This is a genomic window from Thauera linaloolentis 47Lol = DSM 12138, assembly GCF_000310205.1.
Taxonomy (GTDB): Bacteria; Pseudomonadota; Gammaproteobacteria; order Burkholderiales; family Rhodocyclaceae; genus Thauera; species Thauera linaloolentis.
Genome location: NZ_AMXE01000001.1, coordinates 77,782 through 95,779, shown reverse-complemented (window position 1 = coordinate 95,779; position 17,998 = coordinate 77,782). Strand labels below are relative to the sequence as shown.

The following is a 17,998-nucleotide window of genomic DNA, read 5'->3' as shown; positions in this document are numbered from 1 at the left end:
CTCTTTTCGCTCTTTAGGAAATGTCATGCAAAACCAGAAAATCCGTATCCGCCTGAAAGCTTTCGACTACCGCCTGATCGATCAGTCGGCGCTCGAAATCGTCGAAACCGCGAAGCGCACGGGCGCTGTCGTCCGTGGGCCGGTTCCGCTGCCGACCCGCATCGAACGTTTCGATCTGCTGCGTTCGCCGCACGTGAACAAGGCCTCGCGCGATCAGATGGAAATCCGCACGCATCAGCGTCTGATGGACATCATCGATCCGACCGACAAGACCGTCGATGCGCTGATGAAGCTGGATCTTCCGGCGGGTGTGGATGTCGAGATCAAGCTCCAGTAAGTAATCCCTGCTTGCGGAAGTTTGGAATAGGCCGGTATAATCCGGCCTTTGTGCCTTTTGGCGCATTAATTGTGACCCCCGGTCAATCGCAACCGGGATTCAGGAGAAAAATATGAGTCTAGGCCTTGTTGGACGCAAGGTCGGCATGACTCGCATTTTCGCCGAGGATGGCAGGTCCATCCCGGTGACGGTGCTTGACGTGTCGGATAATCGTGTGTCCCAGATCAAGACGTCTGAAGTCGACGGCTATGCCGCGGTTCAGGTTGCTTATGGCAAGCGTCGCGCCAGCCGGATCACCAAGCCGGTTGCGGGGCATCTGGCCAAGGCGGGTGTAGAGCCCTGCCGTGGCATGAAAGAATTCCGTGTCGCTGAAGATCAGTTGGCGGGCTTCAATGCCGGCGACGTGATCAGTGTCGACCTGTTCCAGGTGGGCCAGAAGGTCGATGTGACCGGTGTGACGATCGGTAAGGGTTTTTCCGGTCCGATCAAGCGTCACAACTTCTCGTCCAACCGTGCTTCCCACGGTAACTCCATCTCGCACAATTCGCCGGGCTCGATCGGTATGGCGCAGGATCCGGGTCGTGTCTTCCCGGGTAAGCGCATGGCCGGTCAGTACGGCAATGTTCAGCGTACGACTCAGGGTCTGGAAGTCGTTCGCGTGGATGTCGAGCGCCAGTTGTTGCTGGTGAAGGGTGCGGTGCCGGGCTCGAAGGGTGGCGACGTTGTCGTCTGCCCGGCGGTCAAGGCATAAGGAGCGCGGAATGGAACTGAAACTCTTGAATGATCAGGGTCAGACCGCGTCGACGCTGCAGGCGTCGGATGTGCTGTTCGGCCGTGACTACAACGAAGCGCTGGTGCACCAGGTCGTGACGGCCTATCTCGCCAATGCGCGTTCGGGCAATCGTAAGCAGAAAGGTCGTTCCGAGATCGCCAAGTCGACCCGCAAGCCTTTCCGCCAGAAGGGTACGGGCAACGCCCGCGCCGGTATGGCGTCGAGCCCGCTGTGGCGCGGGGGCGGCAAGATCTTCCCGAATACGCCGGACGAGAACTTCAGCCAGAAGGTCAACCGCAAGATGTACCGTGCGGGCGTAGCCGCGATCCTGTCGCAGTTGGCGCGTGAAGACCGCCTGGCTGTGGTTGACAGCTTCAGTGTCGAGGCGCCGAAGACGCGTCTGCTGTCGCAGAAACTGAAGGGTATGGGCCTGGATTCCGTCCTGGTCATTACCGACGAAATCGACGAGAACCTGTTCCTGTCTTCGCGCAACCTGCACCAGGTTCTGGTGCTGTCGGTCAGCGAAGCGGATCCGGTGTCGCTGGTGCGCTTCCCGAAGGTGCTGGTCACCAAGGGTGCGCTGGCGAAGATGGAGGAGGCGTGGCAATGAGCGCGATCAGTCAGGAACGTCTGCTGCAGGTGCTGCTCGCCCCGCAGATCTCCGAAAAGGCGACTTTCGTCGCCGACAAGAACGAGCAGGTGGTATTCAAGGTTGCTTCCGATGCCACCAAGCCTGAAGTGAAGGCGGCTGTCGAGGCGCTGTTCAAGGTCGAGGTCAAGTCGGTTCAGGTTCTGAACGTCAAGGGCAAGGCCAAGCGTTTCGGCAAGACCATGGGGCGCCGCAAAGACTGGAAGAAGGCTTTTGTTTGCTTGAAGCCTGGCCAGGAAATCAATTTTGCGGCCGGGGAGTAATAGATCATGGCAATCGTAAAACTCAAGCCTACCTCGGCCGGCCGCCGTGCCCAGGTCAAGGTGGTCAATCCTGATCTGCACAAGGGCCGCCCGCTTGCTTCCCTGGTGGAGAAGCAGAGCAAGAATGCCGGCCGCAACAACAATGGCCGCATCACCGTTCGCCACCAAGGCGGCGGTCACAAGCAGCACTACCGCTTCGTCGATTTCCGCCGCAACAAGGACGGTATCCCCGCGAAGGTCGAGCGCATCGAATATGACCCGAACCGTTCGGCTCATATCGCATTGCTGTGCTACGCAGATGGCGAGCGCCGCTACATCATCGCGCCGCGCGGCGTCGAGGTCGGCCAGCAACTGATCAGCGGTGTCGAAGCTCCGATCAAGCCGGGCAACGCCCTGCCGATCCGCAACATTCCGGTGGGTTCGACCATTCACTGCATCGAGATGACGCCGGGCAAGGGCGCCCAGATCGCCCGTGCCGCGGGTACGTCGGTCCAGCTGTTGGCGCGCGAAGGGTCCTACGCCCAGCTGCGTCTGCGTTCGGGTGAAATTCGTCGTGTGCACGTCGAGTGCCGCGCCACCATTGGCGAAGTTGGCAATGGAGAGCATGGCCTGCGCAAGATCGGCAAGGCTGGCGCCAATCGTTGGCGTGGCATCCGTCCCACCGTTCGCGGCGTGGCGATGAACCCGGTGGATCACCCGCATGGTGGCGGCGAAGGCCGTACCGGAGAGGCTCGCGAGCCGGTCAGCCCGTGGGGTACGCCTGCGAAGGGTTATCGCACCCGTAGCAACAAGCGCACCGACAGCATGATCGTGCAGCGTCGTCACAAGCGTTAAGGGGTAAAAGATGGCACGTTCTATCAAGAAAGGCCCGTTCATCGACGCGCACCTCCTGAAGAAGGTCGACGCGGTACGGACCAGCAACGACAAGCGCCCGATCAAGACTTGGTCGCGTCGCTCCACGATTCTGCCCGACTTCATCGGACTGACGATTGCCGTTCATAACGGCAAGCAGCACATTCCGGTGTTCGTGACCGAGAACATGGTTGGCCACAAGCTGGGTGAATTCGCGCTGACGCGTACCTTCAAGGGTCACGCAGCCAGCAAGAAGGCCAAGCGCTAAGAGGACGACATGGAAACGAAAGCAATTCTCCGTGGCGTACGCCTGTCGGCCCAGAAGGGCCGCTTGGTCGCCGACCTGGTGCGTGGCAAGTCTGTCGAGCAAGCGCTCAACATCCTGGCTTTCTCACCCAAGAAGGGTGCCAAGATCATCCGCAAGGTGGTCGAGTCCGCCATTGCCAATGCCGAGCACAACGATGGCGCCGACATCGACGTCCTGAAGGTCAAGACCATTCACGTGGAAGAAGGCATGACGCTGAAGCGCTTCACCGCGCGTGCGAAGGGTCGCGGCAACCGCATCCTCAAGCCCACCTGCCACGTCTACGTGACCGTCGGCGAGTAAGGAGTAATCATGGGTCAGAAAATCAATCCCACTGGCTTCCGCCTCGCCGTCACGCGTGACTGGGGTTCGCGCTGGTTCGCTTCCAGCCGCGACTATGCAGGCATGCTGCACGAGGACCTGAAGGTTCGTGAGTACCTGAAGAAGCGTCTGTCGCACGCGTCGGTTGGCCGCGTCATCATCGAGCGCCCGGCCAAGAACGCCCGCGTCACTTTGTACAGCGCCCGTCCGGGTGTCGTGATCGGCAAGAAAGGTGAAGACATCGAGGCACTGAAGCGCGATCTGCAGAAGATCGTCGGTGTGCCGGTCCACGTCAACATCGAGGAAGTGCGCAAGCCGGAAATCGACGCCAAGCTGATTGCCGACTCGATCGCGCAGCAGCTCGAGAAGCGCATCATGTTCCGTCGCGCAATGAAGCGTGCGATGCAGAACGCGATGCGTCTCGGCGCCCAGGGCATCAAGATCATGAGCTCGGGGCGTTTGAACGGGGCTGAAATCGCCCGTACCGAGTGGTATCGCGAAGGTCGCGTGCCGCTGCACACCCTGCGCGCCAACATCGACTACGGTGTCTCGGAAGCGAAGACCACCTACGGCATCATCGGCATCAAGGTGTGGGTGTTCAAGGGCGAGATGCTGGGCCGCAATGAACAGCCGGTCGCCGCCGAACCGGAAGCCGACAACCGCCGTGGCCGCCGTGGCGCCCCGCGTGACGGCGAAGGCCGTCCGGGTCGTCGTCCCGCCCGCCGTGGCGAAGGCCGGCAAGAAGAAAGCAGGGGTGAATGATGCTGCAGCCGACTAGAAGGAAGTATCGCAAGGAGCAGAAGGGCCGCAACACGGGTATCGCTACCCGTGGCGCGAAAGTGTCCTTCGGTGAATACGGTCTCAAGGCGGTTGGCCGCGGCCGTCTGACGGCGCGCCAGATCGAATCTGCGCGTCGTGCGATGACGCGCCACATCAAGCGCGGTGGCCGTATCTGGATTCGCATCTTCCCGGACAAGCCGATTTCGCGGAAGCCTGCCGAAGTCCGTATGGGTAACGGCAAGGGCAACCCGGAGTACTGGGTTGCCGAGATCCAGCCCGGTAAGGTGCTGTATGAAATGGATGGCGTGGACGAAGCGCTCGCCCGTGAAGCATTCCGGCTCGCCGCCGCCAAGCTTCCGATCGAGACTGTTTTCGTGACTCGCATGGTGGGGGCTTGAGCATGAAAGCGAGTGAACTCCGCGCCAAGAGCGCTGATGAGTTGAACACGGAGCTTGTCGATTTGCTGAAGGCGCAGTTCTCGCTGCGCATGCAGCATGCGACACAGCAGTTGGGCAATACGAGTCAGATTGGGAAGGTCCGTCGCGACATCGCACGCGTTCGTACCATCCTGCGCGAAAAGGCGGGTCAGCAATGAGCGAGCAAGTTCAGAAGGTTCGTCGCGCGCTGGTTGGGCGTGTGGTGAGCGACAAGATGCAGAAGACGGTGACGGTTCTCGTCGAAAGCCGGGTCAAGCACCCGCTCTACGGCAAGATCATCACGCGTTCCGCCAAGTATCACGCTCATGTCGAAGATGGTTCGGCAACGGCGGGAGATCTGGTCGAGATCGAGGAGTGCCGTCCGATCTCGCGCACCAAGACCTGGCGAGTTGCCAAGGTGCTCGAGAAGGCGCGTGTCATCTAAGTAGCGAGTAAGTAGCAGATAAAAAAACAGCTTGGCGCCTGGGTGTCAAGCTGTTATACTTTTGCCTCTTTGCTCCGGGGCTCGCTCGGGGCATCCTACCCTGACGGGTTCCAAGACTGTCCGCGAACGCGGGATAAGTTGGAGATATTTTCATGATTCAAATGCAGTCCAGACTGGACGTTGCCGATAACACCGGCGCGCGCTCGGTGATGTGCATCAAGGTCCTGGGTGGTTCGAAGCGCCGCTACGCCGGCGTTGGCGACATCATCAAAGTGACCGTCAAGGATGCAGCTCCGCGCGGTCGTGTGAAAAAGGGTGATGTCTATAACGCCGTGGTGGTCCGTACCGCCAAGGGTGTTCGTCGTCCTGACGGCTCGCTGGTCAAGTTCGACAACAACGCGGCCGTCCTCTTGAACAACAAGCTTGAGCCGATCGGCACCCGTATCTTCGGGCCGGTGACGCGCGAGCTGCGCTCCGAGCGGTTCATGAAGATCGTCTCGCTGGCGCCCGAAGTGCTCTGAGGAGTCGCTAGATGAACAAGATCCGCAAGGGTGATGAAGTGGTGGTGCTGACGGGCAAGGATCGCGGCCGTCGCGGCACCGTGCTGCGCCGCGTCGATGACGAGCGCGTCGTGGTCGAGGGTGTGAATCGGGTCAAGAAGCATGTGCGCCCGAATCCGCTGAAGGGTGAAGTGGGTGGCATCGTCGAGAAAGAGATGCCGATCCATGTTTCGAACGTCGCGCTGTTCAATCCCGCCACCCAGAAGGGTGATCGCATCGGGATCAAGACGCTTGAGGACGGCCGCAAGGTCCGTTTCTTCAAGTCGAACGGCGAGCTGGTGAACGCCTAAGGAGTGACGATGGCTCGCTTGCAACAGGTTTACAAGGATGAGGTGGCTCCGGCTCTGCAGAAGCAGTTCGGCTACAAGTCCGTGATGGAAGTGCCCCGCATCACCAAGATCACCCTGAACATGGGTGTCGGTGAGGCTGTCGGCGACAAGAAGATTCTCGAACACGCCATCGGCGACATGACCAAGATCGCCGGCCAGAAGCCGGTCGCCACCAAGGCGCGCAAGTCGATCGCTGGCTTCAAGATCCGCGATGGTTATCCGATCGGCTGCATGGTGACGCTGCGCGGTCCGCGCATGTTCGAATTCCTGGATCGCCTGGTGACGATCGCGCTGCCGCGCGTTCGCGACTTCCGCGGTATTGGGGCGAAGGGTTTCGACGGCCGTGGCAACTACAACCTCGGTGTCAAGGAACAGATCATCTTCCCGGAAATCGAGTACGACAAGATCGATGCTCTGCGCGGGATGAACATCAGCATCACGACGACGGCGAAGACGGACGAAGAGGCGCGTGCGCTTCTGGGTGCGTTCAAGTTCCCGTTCAAGAATTGAGGGTGATATGGCGAAACTCGCTCTGATCAATCGCGAAGCCAAGCGTGCGAAGCTGGTGGCAAAGTTTGCTGCCAAGCGCGCCGCACTGGTTGCGCAAATCGAAGACACCAAGTTGTCCGAAGAAGAACGCATGACGGCCCGTCTTGCGCTGCAGCAGCTGCCGCGCAATGCCAACCCGACGCGTCAGCGCAACCGTTGCGCCCTGACCGGTCGTCCGCGTGGTGTGTTCCGCAAGTTCGGTCTGTGCCGCAACAAGCTGCGCGAGATCGCTTTCCGCGGCGAAGTGCCTGGTATGACCAAGGCGAGCTGGTAAGGAGAATTCGAAGATGAGTATGTCCGATCCCATCGCCGACATGCTGACGCGCATCCGCAATGGCCAGCAGGCCCAGAAGGCATCGGTGTCGATGCCCTCGTCGAAGCTGAAGGTCGCGATCGCGAAAGTGCTGCAGGACGAAGGTTATATCGACGGCTTCGCCGTCAGTGACGAAGCTGGCAAGGCAAAGCTGGATGTGACGCTGAAGTACTACGCGGGCCGTCCGGTTATCGAGCGCATCGAGCGTGTGAGCCGCCCCGGGCTTCGTATCTACAAGGGTAGCGACGATCTGCCGCGCGTGATGAACGGCCTCGGTGTCGCGATCGTCTCCACGCCGCGTGGTGTGATGACCGACCGCAGTGCGCGTGCCAATCGCGTTGGCGGCGAAGTCATCTGCCTGGTCGCTTAAGGGGAGATGCCATGTCTCGTGTAGCTAAGAATCCGGTGGCGATTCCGAGTGGTGTCGAAGTTGTTATCTCCGATGCCGAAATCGCCGTCAAAGGGCCGCTGGGCACGCTGCGCCAGCCGCTTACGGGTCAGGTCAGCGTTGAGCGCGAAGGCGATGCAATCGTCTGCAAGGCACTCGATGGCGTCGTGAACTCGCGAGCGATGTCGGGTACCGTGCGCGCGCTGGTGAATAACATGGTGACTGGCGTGACCAAGGGCTTCGAGCGCAAGCTCACCCTGGTTGGCGTGGGCTACCGTGCGCAGGCTCAAGGCGACAAGCTCAATCTGTCGCTCGGTTTTTCGCATCCCGTCGTGCATCAGATGCCGGCAGGGGTGAAGGTCGAAACGCCGACGCAGACCGAGATCCTGATCAAGGGTGTCGACAAGCAGCAGGTTGGCCAGGTCGCGGCCGAGGTGAGGGCCTACCGCGCTCCCGAACCCTACAAGGGCAAGGGCGTCCGCTATGCGGATGAAGTGGTGGTGCTCAAGGAAACCAAGAAGAAGTAAGGCGGTTCGTCATGAACAAGAAAGAAACTCGTCTTCGCCGTGCGCGCAAAACTCGCGCCAAACTCGCGGAGCTCAAGGCGGTTCGCCTCGCGGTGTTCCGGTCCAACTGCCACATCTATGCCCAGGTCATTTCGGGCTGCGGCTCGAAGGTGCTCGCTGCCGCTTCGACGGTCGAGGCCGACGTTCGTGCCCAGGTGCCGAACGGCGGCAACAAGGCTGCCGCAGAACTCGTCGGCAAGCTGATTGCCGAGCGTGCAAAGGCTGCTGGCGTCGAGCAGGTCGCATTCGACCGCTCGGGCTTCCTGTATCACGGCCGCGTCAAGGCGCTGGCCGAGGCCGCCCGCGAAGGCGGCCTCAAGTTCTAAGCGAGGAATCGAATGGCTAAGCAGCAAACCAAACGTGCGCAAGCCTCCGACGAGCGCGATGACGGCCTGCGGGAGAAGATGGTCGCGATCAATCGCGTGACCAAGGTCGTCAAGGGCGGCCGGATTCTCGGTTTTGCAGCATTGACCGTGGTCGGTGACGGCGACGGTGCTATCGGGATGGGCAAGGGCAAGTCGCGTGAAGTGCCGGTTGCGGTTCAAAAGGCGATGGACGAAGCGCGCCGCAAGTTGCGCAAGGTCTCGCTCAAGAACGGCACCCTGCAGCACACCGTGATTGGCAAGCATGGCGCCGCTTCGGTGCTGATGCAGCCCGCTCCGGCTGGTACCGGCATCATCGCCGGCGGCCCGATGCGTGCCGTGTTCGAGGTGATGGGTGTCACCGACGTCATCTGCAAGTGCATTGGCTCCGCCAATCCTTACAACGTCGTGCGTGCCACCATCAACGGCCTGATGGCGATCAACACTCCGGCGGAAATTGCAGCCAAGCGCGGCAAGACCGTCGAAGAGATCCTGGGGTAAGTGATGTCGGACAAGAAAATCAAGGTGACGCTCGTCAAGAGCGTGATCGGCACCAAACAGTCGCACCGCGCAACGGTTCGCGGGCTGGGTCTGCGCCGCCTCAATCACACGGTTGAGCTGGCAGATACGCCCGAAGTGCGCGGCATGATCAACAAGGTGTCCTACCTGCTCAAGCGTGAGGGTTGATATGCGCCTGAATAACATCAAGCCGGGTGCCGGCTCCAAGAGCGCTGCCAGGCGCGTGGGTCGTGGCATGGGCAGTGGTCTGGGCAAGACCTGCGGCCGCGGCCACAAGGGCCAGAAGTCGCGTGCGGGCGGTTTCCACAAGACCGGTTTCGAGGGCGGTCAGATGCCCTTGCAGCGCCGCTTGCCGAAGCGTGGCTTCGTGTCGCTGACGCGTGCCCGCAACGTCGAGGTGCGCCTGTCCGAATTGTCGGTGGTTCCGATCGAAGAGATCGATCTGCTGACGCTGAAGCAGGCAGGCGTGGTTCCGAGCGATGCACTGTCCGCCAAGGTGGTGCTGTCGGGCGAAATCGGCCGCAAGGTCGTGCTTCGCGGCATCGGGGCCACCAAGGGTGCCAAGGCAGCGATCGAAGCTGCCGGCGGTTCCGTTTCGGCTGAGTAATAAAGGGACGGGCTGTGGCTAATCCTTCTGCCACGCTGGGCAATCCAGGGCGGTTCGGCGACCTCAAGCGTCGCCTGCTGTTCCTGCTTGGCGCTTTGATCGTTTATCGACTGGGTGCGCACATTCCCGTCCCGGGCATCGACCCGGACCAACTGGCTGAGCTGTTCCAGTCACAGGCGGGCGGTATCCTCGGCGTCTTCAACCTGTTTTCGGGTGGGGCGCTCTCGCGCTTCACGATCTTCGCGCTGGGTATCATGCCCTACATTTCGGCTTCGATCATCATGCAGTTGATGACCGTCGCGGTGCCGACTCTGGAGGCACTCAAGAAAGAAGGCGAGGCCGGGCGCAGGAAGATCACCCAGTACACGCGTTACGGCACGCTCGTGCTCGCTTTTGCGCAGTCGCTGGGTATGGCGATCGCGCTCGAGGGGCAGCCGGGGCTGGTGCTCGATCCGGGGCTGATGTTCCGTTTCGTGACCGTTGCAACACTTGTCACCGGAACCATGTTCCTGATGTGGCTGGGGGAGCAGATCACGGAGCGCGGAATCGGTAACGGTATCTCGATCATTATCTTCGCCGGTATCGTCGCGGGCTTGCCCAGTGCGATCGGCGGTTTGTTCGAGTTGGTGCGTACGGGGTCGATGCATCCCTTCACGGCGCTCTTCATCTGCGTTCTGGTGGTTCTCGTCACCGGCTTCGTGGTGTTCGTCGAGCGGGGGCAGCGGAAGATCCTGGTCAATTACGCCAAGCGTCAGGTCGGCAACAAGGTATATGGCGGGCAAAGTTCCCACCTGCCTCTGAAGCTGAACATGTCGGGGGTGATTCCGCCGATCTTCGCGTCGAGCATCATCCTCTTCCCGGCAACGTTGGGGCAGTGGTTCGGTTCGTCGGAAGGGATGTACTGGCTGCGTGATCTGTCGTCCACGCTGTCGCCTGGCCAGCCGATCTACGTGATGCTGTATGCGCTGGCGATCGTGTTCTTCTGCTTTTTCTATACCGCGTTGGTATTCAATGCGCGGGAGACGGCAGACAACCTGAAAAAGAGCGGTGCGTTCGTTCCGGGTATCCGGCCGGGTGATCAGACCGCGCGTTACATAGACAAGATTCTCATGCGGCTGACGCTGGCTGGCGCGGTGTATATCACCCTGGTCTGCCTGTTGCCTGAGTTCCTGATCCTGAAGTGGAACGTTCCGTTCTATTTTGGCGGCACCTCGCTGCTGATCATCGTGGTGGTCACGATGGACTTCATGGCCCAGGTTCAGGCAGCGGTGATGTCGCACCAGTACGAGAGTCTGCTGAAGAAGGCGAACTTCAAAGGGGCGGGTTTCCCGACCAAGTAAGACATGACGAAGGAAGATGTCATCGAGATGCAGGGCGAGGTCACGGAAAACCTCCCCAACGCAACGTTTCGCGTCAGGCTCGAGAATGGACACATGGTTCTCGGCCACATCTCCGGCAAGATGCGGATGCACTACATCCGCATCCTTCCGGGTGACAAGGTTACGGTGCAGCTCACCCCTTACGACCTGACAAAGGGCCGGATCGTCTTCCGGACCAAGTGAGAATAGAGAAACAGGAGCAGGAACATGCGAGTCCAGGCGTCAGTAAAGCGGCTTTGCCGCAATTGCAAGATCATCCGCCGCAAAGGTGTCGTGCGCGTCATCTGCACCGATCCGCGGCACAAGCAGCGCCAGGGTTGATTAAGTCGACTCTAGGTATTAAAATTTAATGTTTAGCGTTTTGGGGTAGACGGATGGCCCGTATTGCTGGGGTAAACATTCCCAATCACAAGCACGCCGAGATCGCGTTGACCGCAATCTTTGGGATCGGCCGTACGCGTGCTCAGAAGATTTGCGACGCTGCAGGCGTTGTTCGCTCGACCAAGATCAAGGATCTGACCGAGTCGGACATGGAAAAGCTTCGTGACGAAGTGGGTCGCTTCGTGGTCGAGGGCGACCTGCGCCGTGAAGTGACGATGAACATCAAGCGACTGATGGACCTTGGCTGCTATCGCGGCGTGCGCCATCGTCGTGGTCTGCCGCTGCGGGGGCAGCGCACGCGCACCAATGCGCGCACCCGCAAAGGTCCCCGCAAGGCGATCGCCGGCAAGAAGTAATAGGAACCGATAATGGCTAAGACTGGAACGAAGGTTCGTAAGAAGGTCAAGAAGAATGTGGCCGAGGGTATCGCCCACATTCACGCGAGCTTCAACAATACGATCATCACCATCACCGACCGTCAGGGTAATGCGCTGTCGTGGGCGACCTCGGGTGGCGCAGGCTTCAAGGGCTCGCGCAAGAGCACGCCGTTCGCTGCGCAGGTTGCCGCCGAGGCTGCCGGCAAGGTCGCACAAGAGTGCGGCATCAAGAATCTGGAAGTGCGCATCAAAGGGCCTGGCCCGGGGCGCGAGTCTTCCGTTCGCGCGCTGAACGCGCTGGGGATCAAGATTTCCAGCATCACGGACATCACCCCCATCCCGCACAACGGCTGCCGTCCGCCGAAAAAGCGCCGTATCTGACAAGGAGTTGATAAGTGGCTCGTAATCTCGATCCCAAGTGCCGTCAGTGCCGTCGCGAAGGCGAAAAGCTGTTTCTGAAGGCTGAAAAGTGTTTTACCGACAAGTGCGCCATCGAGCGCCGCGCTTATGCGCCTGGCCAGCACGGCCAGCGCTCTGGTCAGCGTCTGTCGGGTTATGGCGTGCAGCTGCGTGAAAAGCAGAAGATCCGTCGCCTCTACGGCGTACTGGAACGTCAGTTCCGCAAGGTCTACGCCGAAGCGGATCGCCGCCGCGGTCAGACTGGCGAAAACCTCCTGCAACTGCTCGAGGGTCGTCTGGACTCCGTCGCGTATCGCATGGGCTTTGGTGGTTCGCGCGCCGAAGCGCGCCAGGTCGTGCGCCACAATGGCGTGCTGGTCAACGGCAAGCGTGTGAATATCCCGTCGTATGTCGTGCGCCCGGGCGACGTGGTGGAGCTTTCCGAGCGTGCCCGTGCCCACCTTCGCGTCAAGGCCGCGCTGGATGCCGCTTCGTCGCGCGGTTTCCCCGAGTGGCTGGAAGTGGACGCAAAAGCCGGCAAGGGTGTGTTCAAGGCTTATCCGGTACGTGCCGAACTGCCCCCCACGATCAATGAAGGCCTGGTGGTGGAACTGTACTCCCGCTAATCGGGGGGTAGGTCCTCTTCTAGTTCCGAGGGAATGCTGATGCAAAGCAATGCACTGCTGAAACCGCGCATCATCGACGTCCAGAGCAGCTCGCCGGTTCAGGCGAGAGTGACGATGGAGCCGTTCGAGCGCGGCTTTGGCCATACGCTGGGGAATGCGCTGCGGCGCATCCTCCTGTCGTCACTGCCTGGTCACGCCGCGACCGAAGTGGCGATCGAAGGAGTTCTGCACGAATACTCCACGCTTGATGGTGTGCGCGAGGATATCGTCGATCTTCTGCTCAACCTCAAAGGCGTCGTGTTCAAGCTGCATAATCGCAGCGAGGTCACGCTCCGTCTGGCGAAATCGGGTGAGGGTGTCGTCAGGGCTGCGGATATCGAAGTCGGCCACGACGTCGAGATCATCAATCCCGATCACGTCATCGCGCACATTGCGCCCGGCGGCAAGATCGACATGCAGATCAAGGTCGAGGAAGGCCGTGGCTATGTGCCCGGCAACGTCCGTCCGGTAAACGCCGAGAGCAAGACGATCGGCCGCATCGTTTTGGATGCGTCGTTCGGGCCGGTGCGCCGCGTCAGCTACCTGGTCGAGAGCGCTCGTGTCGAACAGCGTACCGACCTGGACCGTCTGGTGGTCGATATCGAGACCAACGGCGCGGTCGATCCTGAACAGGCGATTCGCTACGCAGCACGTGTGCTGATGGATCAGCTGTCGGTGTTCGCGGAACTCGAAGGTACGCCGGTTTCGGCCCCGATCGAGAAGCAGATGACGATCGATCCGGTGCTGCTGCGCCCGGTCGATGACCTCGAGCTGACCGTGCGCTCGGCCAACTGCCTGAAGGCCGAGAACATCTACTACATCGGCGACCTGATCCAGCGGACCGAAACCGAGCTGCTGAAGACCCCGAACCTGGGCCGCAAGTCGCTGAACGAAATCAAGGAAGTGTTGGCCTCCCGCGGCCTGACCCTTGGCATGAAACTGGAAAACTGGCCACCGGCCGGGCTTGAAAAGCTCGGTTGAGACGCCGGGTAAGTGAGGAATTGAAATGCGTCACCGCAATGGTCTTCGCAAGTTGAATCGTACCAGCAGCCACCGCCAGGCGATGTTCCGCAACATGGCCAATTCGCTGCTGCGCCACGAAGTGATCAAGACGACTCTGCCGAAGGCAAAGGAACTGCGCCGCGTCGTTGAGCCGATGATCACCCTGGGCAAGAAGCCCAGCCTGTCTAACCGCCGTCTGGCTTTCAATCGCTTGCGCGACCGCGACATTGTCGTCAAGCTGTTCGACGAGCTGGGGCCGCGCTATGCTACCCGCAACGGCGGCTATCTGCGTATCCTGAAATGCGGCTTCCGCGATGGCGACAACGCGCCGATGGCGTTCGTCGAATTGCTCGACCGTCCGGAAGGTGATGCGGTGGAAGGCGAAGCGGCTTGATCGTGGCCGCCTAGTGAAAAAAGCCGGGCAAATGCCCGGTTTTTTTTCGTCCATGTTGATGACACGAGGAGAGCGGACTCATGGGAGTGACCTTGGTGACGGGCGGAGCGGGCTACATCGGTTCGCATACCTGCGTCGAACTGCTGGGTGCGGGGCACGATGTCGTCATCCTGGACGACTTGTCGAATGCGTCGCCGGAAGCGGTGCGGCGGATCGAGGAGCTGGCTGGGCGTCCGTTGCGGGCCTTCGTGCAGGGAGATGTGCGGGATGCGTCGCTGCTGGAGACGGTGTTCGGCACCTATCCGGTGGAGTCCGTCATCCACTTTGCGGCGAAAAAGGCGGTCGGAGAGTCCGTCGCGCAACCGCTTGCCTACTATGACAATAATCTCCAGGGCTTGATGCGCCTGCTCCAGGCGATGGATGCTGCGGCTTGCCGGCGGATCGTGTTCAGTTCCTCGGCGACCGTCTACGGCGATCCCGCGCGGGTTCCGATCGACGAGAGCTTTCCGACCACAGCGACGAATCCCTATGGCTGGACCAAGCTGATGGGGGAGCAGATACTGCGCGACCTGGCAGCGTCGGATGAGCGTTGGAACGTGGTGCTGCTGCGTTATTTCAATCCCGTTGGCGCCCATTCGAGCGGGCGGATTGGAGAAGATCCGGACGGGCTTCCCAACAACCTCATGCCTTACGTCAGCCAGGTTGCGGTAGGCCGGCTTTCGCGTCTGAAAGTCTTTGGCGGCGACTATCCGACGCCCGATGGCACCGGCGTGCGAGACTATATTCACGTCGTCGACCTCGCCCTGGGGCATCTGAAGGCGCTGGAGCGGATGGGGGCGTTGTCCGGGGTGACCACGCTCAATCTCGGAACAGGGCGGGGCTACAGCGTCCTCGAAATGGTGCGCGCCTTCGAGCAGGCCTCGGGGCGGCCGGTGCCGTTCGATATCGTGGAGCGCCGGTCGGGGGATGTCGCGGCGTGCTGGGCAGATCCCGCGCGGGCGGCGGAACTGCTGGGCTGGCGGGCAGAACGCGGTCTCGCGACGATGTGCGAGGATGCCTGGCGTTGGCAGAGCGCCAACCCGCGGGGCTACCGGAACTGACAGGCAGGGCAGCCAGCCAGGCTGTTCCGGTGGTGCGCTCGCCTCATCTTGCGCCTGCAGCGAGCGCCTTGAGCAGATAGCGGCCGGTGTGGCTGACAGGGCTTGCGGCGACGGACTCCGGGCTGCCGCAGGCCACCAGCATGCCGCCGCCCGCGCCCCCTTCCGGCCCCATGTCCACGATCCAGTCCGCAGTCTTGATGACATCGAGGTTGTGCTCGATGACGATGATCGTGTTGCCCTGGTCGCGCAGGCGGTGCAGTACTTTCAGCAGTAGTTCGATGTCCTGGAAGTGCAGGCCGGTGGTGGGCTCGTCGAGGATGTAGAGCGTGCGGCCGGTATCCCGCTTCGACAGTTCCAGGGCCAGCTTCACGCGTTGCGCCTCGCCGCCGGAGAGCGTCGTCGCGCTCTGGCCGAGGCGGATATAGCCCAAGCCGACATCCATCAGTGTTTCGAGCTTGCGCGCGACGGTGGGGACTGGCGTAAAAAAAACCAGCGCCTGCTCGACCGTCATTTCCAGCACTTCCTGGATGCTGCGCCCCTTGTAGCGGATTTCCAGTGTTTCCCGGTTGTAGCGCTTGCCGTGGCAGACGTCGCAGGGAACGTACATGTCGGGCAGGAAGTGCATCTCGACCTTGATCAGGCCGTCGCCCTGGCAGGCCTCGCAGCGCCCGCCGCGTACGTTGAACGAGAAGCGGCCGGGCCCGTAGCCGCGCGCGCGCGCTTCGGGAACGCCGGCGAACAGCTCGCGGATCGGCGTCAGCATGCCGGTATAGGTCGCAGGGTTCGAGCGCGGTGTGCGTCCGATCGGGGACTGGTCTACGCTGATGATCTTGTCGAATGCATCGAGGCCTTCTATCGCTTCGTGCGGCGCGGGTTCTGCGGCCGACTTGTAGAGCTGGCGCGATGCCGCGGAGGCAAGCGTGTCGTTGATCAGGGTCGACTTGCCCGAGCCGGAGACGCCGGTCACGCAGGTCAGGAGACCCACGGGCAGTGCGACGGTGACGTTCTTCAGATTGTTGCCGCTGGCGCCGACGATGCGCAGCATGCGGGTTTCGTCCGCTGCGGTACGGCATGCCGGGACGGCGATCGAGCGCCGGCCGGAGAGGTAGTCGCCGGTGACGGAGGCCGGGTTGGCGATGACTTCGGGCGGCGTGCCGTGGGCGACGATGTGGCCGCCATGCTCTCCGGCTCCGGGCCCCATATCCACCAGGTAGTCCGCGCTGCGGATCGCGTCTTCGTCATGTTCGACGACGATCACGGTATTGCCGAGGTCGCGCAGCTTGCCGAGCGTGGCTAGCAGCCGGTCGTTGTCGCGTTGGTGCAGGCCGATCGAGGGCTCGTCGAGGACGTACAGCACGCCGGTCAGGCCCGAGCCGATCTGGCTTGCCAGGCGGATCCGCTGCGCTTCGCCGCCGGACAGCGTGTCGGCCGAGCGATCCAGCGACAGATAGTCGAGGCCGACATTGATCAGGAAGCTCAGGCGGTCGGCGATTTCCTTGACGATCTTGTCCGCCACCTGGCCGCGGGCGCCGCCGAGGTTGAGCCCGGCGAAGAAGGCGCGGCACTCGCCTAGCGGCAGATGGCCGATCTCGTGCAGTGCGCGTCCGCCGATGAGGACGTGGCGAGCCTCGCTGCGCAGGCGGCTTCCCTTGCAGCTCGGGCAGGGCTGGGTGGCGCGGTACTTTGCCAGTTCCTCGCGCACGGCGAGCGAGTCGGTTTCCCTGAAGCGCCGTTCGAGGTTGGGAATGATGCCTTCGAAAGGGTGCTCCTTGATCACCATGCGGCCGTTGTCGGCCATGTAGCGAAAAGCGAGCTTCTCCTTGCCGGAGCCGTGCAGGACGATTTCGCGCACGTGTTCCGGAAGGGTCTCGTATGGCGCCTCGACATCGAAGCCGTAATGCGCGGCAAGGCTTGCCAGCATCTGGAAATAGAACTGGTTGCGGCGGTCCCAGCCGCGGATCGCCCCGGCGGCCAGCGACAGTTCCGGATGGGCTGCAACGCGTGCGGGGTCGAAGAAGTCCACCTGGCCGAGGCCATCGCATTTCGGACAGGCGCCGGCGGGGTTGTTGAACGAGAACAGCCGTGGTTCGAGTTCCGCCAGTGCGAAGCTGCACACCGGGCAGGCGAAGCGGGCGGAGAACAGATGCTGTTGGCCGCTATCCATCTCGACCGCGATCGCGCGTCCGTCGGCATGGGTCAGCGCGGTCTCGAAGGACTCGGCCAGGCGGCCCCGCAGGTCGTCGCGCACCTTCAGGCGATCGATGACGACCTCGACGTCGTGCCGTCGGCCCTTTTCGAGCGGCGGCATGGCATCGAGCTCCATCACTTCCCCATCGACGCGGACGCGCACGAACCCCTGGGCGCGCAGATCGGCGAAAAGGTCGGCCTGCTCTCCTTTGCGTCCCGTCACCACCGGGGCCAGGATCATCAGGCGTGTTTCCGCGGGCAGCGCCAGGACGTGATCCACCATCTGCGCCACGCTCTGTGCTTCGAGCGCATGTTCGGGGTGATCGGGGCAGTGGGGGGTTCCGGCGCGGGCGTACAGCAGGCGCAGGTAGTCGTGGATCTCGGTCGCTGTGCCCACGGTCGAGCGCGGATTGTGGCTGGTCGCCTTCTGCTCGATCGAGATCGCCGGAGACAGGCCCTCGATCAGGTCCACGTCGGGCTTCTCCATCAGTTGCAGGAACTGGCGGGCGTAGGCCGACAGCGACTCCACGTAGCGGCGCTGCCCTTCGGCGTAGAGCGTGTCGAACGCCAGCGAAGATTTGCCCGAGCCCGACAGGCCGGTGATCACCGTCAGCCGGTTGCGCGGCAGGTCGATGTTGATGTTCTTCAGATTGTGGGTTCTGGCACCGCGGATGCGGATTTCGTCCATGGCGGCTGGCTGGCGGTAGGGAACCTGAAACTATAAGAGAGAACGCCGGCACGGGCCAACGTAAACGTCAGGGCAGGGGTGGCAATGTTAGAAT

Annotated in this window: 31 protein-coding genes; 30 read left to right on the top strand and 1 reads right to left on the bottom strand. The window is 61.8% G+C overall.

Annotated elements, in window-relative coordinates; all coding sequences use genetic code 11:
• The first annotated feature begins 25 nt into the window (after positions 1–25).
• The 30 genes from rpsJ to galE all read left to right on the top strand — a co-directional run bounded on the left by rpsJ (position 26) and on the right by galE (position 15,029).
• The gene (gene rpsJ / locus C666_RS00485) at positions 26–337 is read left to right on the top strand and encodes a 30S ribosomal protein S10 (RefSeq protein ID WP_004332388.1); all 312 of its coding nucleotides are present in this window, start codon (positions 26–28) and stop codon (positions 335–337) included.
• Between the two features lie 112 nt (positions 338–449).
• Positions 450–1,088 (top strand): 50S ribosomal protein L3, encoded by a 639-nt coding sequence (rplC, locus tag C666_RS00480; protein WP_004332386.1) that lies wholly within the window; start codon positions 450–452, stop codon positions 1,086–1,088.
• Positions 1,089–1,098: 10 nt separating this feature from the next.
• Positions 1,099–1,719 carry a 50S ribosomal protein L4 gene (gene rplD / locus C666_RS00475; protein WP_004332384.1) on the top strand — a complete coding sequence of 207 codons (621 nt, stop codon included), beginning with the start codon at positions 1,099–1,101 and terminating at the stop codon, positions 1,717–1,719.
• A complete protein-coding gene (gene rplW, locus C666_RS00470) occupies positions 1,716–2,021 on the top strand; it encodes a 50S ribosomal protein L23 (protein WP_004332382.1) in 306 nt (101 codons plus the stop codon). Before rplD ends, rplW begins: the two co-directional genes overlap by 4 nt.
• A gap of 6 nt (positions 2,022–2,027) precedes the next feature.
• On the top strand, positions 2,028–2,855 hold the full coding sequence (gene rplB / locus C666_RS00465) for a 50S ribosomal protein L2 (protein WP_004332381.1): 828 nt from the start codon (positions 2,028–2,030) through the stop codon (positions 2,853–2,855).
• Between the two features lie 10 nt (positions 2,856–2,865).
• A complete protein-coding gene (rpsS, locus tag C666_RS00460; RefSeq protein ID WP_004332378.1) occupies positions 2,866–3,141 on the top strand; it encodes a 30S ribosomal protein S19 in 276 nt (91 codons plus the stop codon).
• A gap of 9 nt (positions 3,142–3,150) precedes the next feature.
• Entirely contained in the window at positions 3,151–3,480 is a 330-nt protein-coding gene (gene rplV, locus C666_RS00455; protein ID WP_004332376.1) for a 50S ribosomal protein L22, read from the top strand.
• Positions 3,481–3,489: 9 nt separating this feature from the next.
• A complete protein-coding gene (gene rpsC, locus C666_RS00450; RefSeq protein WP_004332374.1) occupies positions 3,490–4,260 on the top strand; it encodes a 30S ribosomal protein S3 in 771 nt (256 codons plus the stop codon).
• The gene (gene rplP / locus C666_RS00445) at positions 4,260–4,676 is read left to right on the top strand and encodes a 50S ribosomal protein L16 (RefSeq protein WP_004332373.1); all 417 of its coding nucleotides are present in this window, start codon (positions 4,260–4,262) and stop codon (positions 4,674–4,676) included. Before rpsC ends, rplP begins: the two co-directional genes overlap by 1 nt.
• A 2-nt stretch (positions 4,677–4,678) precedes the next feature.
• Entirely contained in the window at positions 4,679–4,873 is a 195-nt protein-coding gene (gene rpmC / locus C666_RS00440) for a 50S ribosomal protein L29 (RefSeq protein WP_004332371.1), read from the top strand.
• Positions 4,870–5,139, top strand: coding sequence for a 30S ribosomal protein S17 (rpsQ, locus tag C666_RS00435; RefSeq protein ID WP_004332369.1), 270 nt, complete (start codon positions 4,870–4,872; stop codon positions 5,137–5,139). The genes rpmC and rpsQ overlap by 4 nt, the downstream gene beginning before the upstream one ends.
• A 152-nt stretch (positions 5,140–5,291) precedes the next feature.
• Entirely contained in the window at positions 5,292–5,660 is a 369-nt protein-coding gene (gene rplN, locus C666_RS00430) for a 50S ribosomal protein L14 (RefSeq protein ID WP_004332368.1), read from the top strand.
• A gap of 11 nt (positions 5,661–5,671) precedes the next feature.
• Complete coding sequence (gene rplX / locus C666_RS00425) at positions 5,672–5,989, top strand: 50S ribosomal protein L24 (protein WP_004258231.1); 318 nt, start codon at positions 5,672–5,674, stop codon at positions 5,987–5,989.
• A 9-nt stretch (positions 5,990–5,998) separates the two neighbouring features.
• A complete protein-coding gene (gene rplE / locus C666_RS00420; protein WP_004258233.1) occupies positions 5,999–6,538 on the top strand; it encodes a 50S ribosomal protein L5 in 540 nt (179 codons plus the stop codon).
• A 7-nt stretch (positions 6,539–6,545) separates the two neighbouring features.
• Complete coding sequence (gene rpsN / locus C666_RS00415) at positions 6,546–6,851, top strand: 30S ribosomal protein S14 (protein ID WP_004332367.1); 306 nt, start codon at positions 6,546–6,548, stop codon at positions 6,849–6,851.
• A 13-nt stretch (positions 6,852–6,864) separates the two neighbouring features.
• Positions 6,865–7,260, top strand: coding sequence for a 30S ribosomal protein S8 (rpsH, locus tag C666_RS00410; RefSeq protein WP_004332366.1), 396 nt, complete (start codon positions 6,865–6,867; stop codon positions 7,258–7,260).
• 11 nt (positions 7,261–7,271) lie between these two features.
• A complete protein-coding gene (rplF, locus tag C666_RS00405) occupies positions 7,272–7,805 on the top strand; it encodes a 50S ribosomal protein L6 (protein ID WP_004332365.1) in 534 nt (177 codons plus the stop codon).
• 11 nt (positions 7,806–7,816) lie between these two features.
• Positions 7,817–8,170, top strand: a complete 354-nt coding sequence (gene rplR, locus C666_RS00400) for a 50S ribosomal protein L18 (protein ID WP_004332364.1) — start codon at positions 7,817–7,819, stop codon at positions 8,168–8,170.
• Positions 8,171–8,182: 12 nt separating this feature from the next.
• Positions 8,183–8,707 (top strand): 30S ribosomal protein S5, encoded by a 525-nt coding sequence (rpsE, locus tag C666_RS00395; protein WP_004332363.1) that lies wholly within the window; start codon positions 8,183–8,185, stop codon positions 8,705–8,707.
• Between the two features lie 3 nt (positions 8,708–8,710).
• On the top strand, positions 8,711–8,893 hold the full coding sequence (gene rpmD, locus C666_RS00390; RefSeq protein WP_004332362.1) for a 50S ribosomal protein L30: 183 nt from the start codon (positions 8,711–8,713) through the stop codon (positions 8,891–8,893).
• Position 8,894: 1 nt separating this feature from the next.
• A complete protein-coding gene (gene rplO, locus C666_RS00385; RefSeq protein ID WP_004332361.1) occupies positions 8,895–9,332 on the top strand; it encodes a 50S ribosomal protein L15 in 438 nt (145 codons plus the stop codon).
• Positions 9,333–9,346: 14 nt separating this feature from the next.
• On the top strand, positions 9,347–10,672 hold the full coding sequence (gene secY / locus C666_RS00380) for a preprotein translocase subunit SecY (protein WP_004332359.1): 1,326 nt from the start codon (positions 9,347–9,349) through the stop codon (positions 10,670–10,672).
• 3 nt (positions 10,673–10,675) lie between these two features.
• Positions 10,676–10,894: a translation initiation factor IF-1 gene (gene infA / locus C666_RS00375; RefSeq protein WP_004298457.1), complete on the top strand. Its 219-nt coding sequence runs from the start codon at positions 10,676–10,678 to the stop codon at positions 10,892–10,894.
• Positions 10,895–10,918: 24 nt separating this feature from the next.
• The gene (gene rpmJ / locus C666_RS19440; protein ID WP_004258276.1) at positions 10,919–11,032 is read left to right on the top strand and encodes a 50S ribosomal protein L36; all 114 of its coding nucleotides are present in this window, start codon (positions 10,919–10,921) and stop codon (positions 11,030–11,032) included.
• Between the two features lie 53 nt (positions 11,033–11,085).
• Positions 11,086–11,448 (top strand): 30S ribosomal protein S13, encoded by a 363-nt coding sequence (gene rpsM, locus C666_RS00370; RefSeq protein ID WP_004332356.1) that lies wholly within the window; start codon positions 11,086–11,088, stop codon positions 11,446–11,448.
• Between the two features lie 12 nt (positions 11,449–11,460).
• Positions 11,461–11,850: a 30S ribosomal protein S11 gene (gene rpsK, locus C666_RS00365; RefSeq protein ID WP_004332354.1), complete on the top strand. Its 390-nt coding sequence runs from the start codon at positions 11,461–11,463 to the stop codon at positions 11,848–11,850.
• Positions 11,851–11,864: 14 nt separating this feature from the next.
• Entirely contained in the window at positions 11,865–12,494 is a 630-nt protein-coding gene (gene rpsD, locus C666_RS00360; RefSeq protein WP_004332353.1) for a 30S ribosomal protein S4, read from the top strand.
• Positions 12,495–12,533: 39 nt separating this feature from the next.
• The gene (locus C666_RS00355; protein WP_004332352.1) at positions 12,534–13,514 is read left to right on the top strand and encodes a DNA-directed RNA polymerase subunit alpha; all 981 of its coding nucleotides are present in this window, start codon (positions 12,534–12,536) and stop codon (positions 13,512–13,514) included.
• Between the two features lie 25 nt (positions 13,515–13,539).
• A complete protein-coding gene (gene rplQ / locus C666_RS00350) occupies positions 13,540–13,929 on the top strand; it encodes a 50S ribosomal protein L17 (RefSeq protein WP_004332350.1) in 390 nt (129 codons plus the stop codon).
• Between the two features lie 80 nt (positions 13,930–14,009).
• Positions 14,010–15,029, top strand: a complete 1,020-nt coding sequence (galE, locus tag C666_RS00345; protein ID WP_004332348.1) for a UDP-glucose 4-epimerase GalE — start codon at positions 14,010–14,012, stop codon at positions 15,027–15,029.
• Positions 15,030–15,072: 43 nt separating this feature from the next.
• Here galE and uvrA read toward each other — a convergent pair whose 3' ends face one another.
• The gene (gene uvrA / locus C666_RS00340; protein WP_004332346.1) at positions 15,073–17,904 is read right to left on the bottom strand and encodes an excinuclease ABC subunit UvrA; all 2,832 of its coding nucleotides are present in this window, start codon (positions 17,902–17,904) and stop codon (positions 15,073–15,075) included.
• Positions 17,905–17,998: the final 94 nt, after the last annotated feature.

What these genes read in the sequence shown, in the direction of transcription:
- rpsJ (WP_004332388.1), top strand. Translation starts at nt 26, where the DNA reads ATGCAAAACCAGAAAATCCGTATCCGCCTGAAAGCTTTCGACTACCGC.
- rplC (WP_004332386.1), top strand. Translation starts at nt 450, where the DNA reads ATGAGTCTAGGCCTTGTTGGACGCAAGGTCGGCATGACTCGCATTTTC.
- rplD (WP_004332384.1), top strand. Translation starts at nt 1,099, where the DNA reads ATGGAACTGAAACTCTTGAATGATCAGGGTCAGACCGCGTCGACGCTG.
- rplW (WP_004332382.1), top strand. Translation starts at nt 1,716, where the DNA reads ATGAGCGCGATCAGTCAGGAACGTCTGCTGCAGGTGCTGCTCGCCCCG.
- rplB (WP_004332381.1), top strand. Translation starts at nt 2,028, where the DNA reads ATGGCAATCGTAAAACTCAAGCCTACCTCGGCCGGCCGCCGTGCCCAG.
- rpsS (WP_004332378.1), top strand. Translation starts at nt 2,866, where the DNA reads ATGGCACGTTCTATCAAGAAAGGCCCGTTCATCGACGCGCACCTCCTG.
- rplV (WP_004332376.1), top strand. Translation starts at nt 3,151, where the DNA reads ATGGAAACGAAAGCAATTCTCCGTGGCGTACGCCTGTCGGCCCAGAAG.
- rpsC (WP_004332374.1), top strand. Translation starts at nt 3,490, where the DNA reads ATGGGTCAGAAAATCAATCCCACTGGCTTCCGCCTCGCCGTCACGCGT.
- rplP (WP_004332373.1), top strand. Translation starts at nt 4,260, where the DNA reads ATGCTGCAGCCGACTAGAAGGAAGTATCGCAAGGAGCAGAAGGGCCGC.
- rpmC (WP_004332371.1), top strand. Translation starts at nt 4,679, where the DNA reads ATGAAAGCGAGTGAACTCCGCGCCAAGAGCGCTGATGAGTTGAACACG.
- rpsQ (WP_004332369.1), top strand. Translation starts at nt 4,870, where the DNA reads ATGAGCGAGCAAGTTCAGAAGGTTCGTCGCGCGCTGGTTGGGCGTGTG.
- rplN (WP_004332368.1), top strand. Translation starts at nt 5,292, where the DNA reads ATGATTCAAATGCAGTCCAGACTGGACGTTGCCGATAACACCGGCGCG.
- rplX (WP_004258231.1), top strand. Translation starts at nt 5,672, where the DNA reads ATGAACAAGATCCGCAAGGGTGATGAAGTGGTGGTGCTGACGGGCAAG.
- rplE (WP_004258233.1), top strand. Translation starts at nt 5,999, where the DNA reads ATGGCTCGCTTGCAACAGGTTTACAAGGATGAGGTGGCTCCGGCTCTG.
- rpsN (WP_004332367.1), top strand. Translation starts at nt 6,546, where the DNA reads ATGGCGAAACTCGCTCTGATCAATCGCGAAGCCAAGCGTGCGAAGCTG.
- rpsH (WP_004332366.1), top strand. Translation starts at nt 6,865, where the DNA reads ATGAGTATGTCCGATCCCATCGCCGACATGCTGACGCGCATCCGCAAT.
- rplF (WP_004332365.1), top strand. Translation starts at nt 7,272, where the DNA reads ATGTCTCGTGTAGCTAAGAATCCGGTGGCGATTCCGAGTGGTGTCGAA.
- rplR (WP_004332364.1), top strand. Translation starts at nt 7,817, where the DNA reads ATGAACAAGAAAGAAACTCGTCTTCGCCGTGCGCGCAAAACTCGCGCC.
- rpsE (WP_004332363.1), top strand. Translation starts at nt 8,183, where the DNA reads ATGGCTAAGCAGCAAACCAAACGTGCGCAAGCCTCCGACGAGCGCGAT.
- rpmD (WP_004332362.1), top strand. Translation starts at nt 8,711, where the DNA reads ATGTCGGACAAGAAAATCAAGGTGACGCTCGTCAAGAGCGTGATCGGC.
- rplO (WP_004332361.1), top strand. Translation starts at nt 8,895, where the DNA reads ATGCGCCTGAATAACATCAAGCCGGGTGCCGGCTCCAAGAGCGCTGCC.
- infA (WP_004298457.1), top strand. Translation starts at nt 10,676, where the DNA reads ATGACGAAGGAAGATGTCATCGAGATGCAGGGCGAGGTCACGGAAAAC.
- rpmJ (WP_004258276.1), top strand. Translation starts at nt 10,919, where the DNA reads ATGCGAGTCCAGGCGTCAGTAAAGCGGCTTTGCCGCAATTGCAAGATC.
- rpsM (WP_004332356.1), top strand. Translation starts at nt 11,086, where the DNA reads ATGGCCCGTATTGCTGGGGTAAACATTCCCAATCACAAGCACGCCGAG.
- rpsK (WP_004332354.1), top strand. Translation starts at nt 11,461, where the DNA reads ATGGCTAAGACTGGAACGAAGGTTCGTAAGAAGGTCAAGAAGAATGTG.
- C666_RS00355 (WP_004332352.1), top strand. Translation starts at nt 12,534, where the DNA reads ATGCAAAGCAATGCACTGCTGAAACCGCGCATCATCGACGTCCAGAGC.
- rplQ (WP_004332350.1), top strand. Translation starts at nt 13,540, where the DNA reads ATGCGTCACCGCAATGGTCTTCGCAAGTTGAATCGTACCAGCAGCCAC.
- galE (WP_004332348.1), top strand. Translation starts at nt 14,010, where the DNA reads ATGGGAGTGACCTTGGTGACGGGCGGAGCGGGCTACATCGGTTCGCAT.
- uvrA (WP_004332346.1), bottom strand. Translation starts at nt 17,904, where the DNA reads ATGGACGAAATCCGCATCCGCGGTGCCAGAACCCACAATCTGAAGAAC.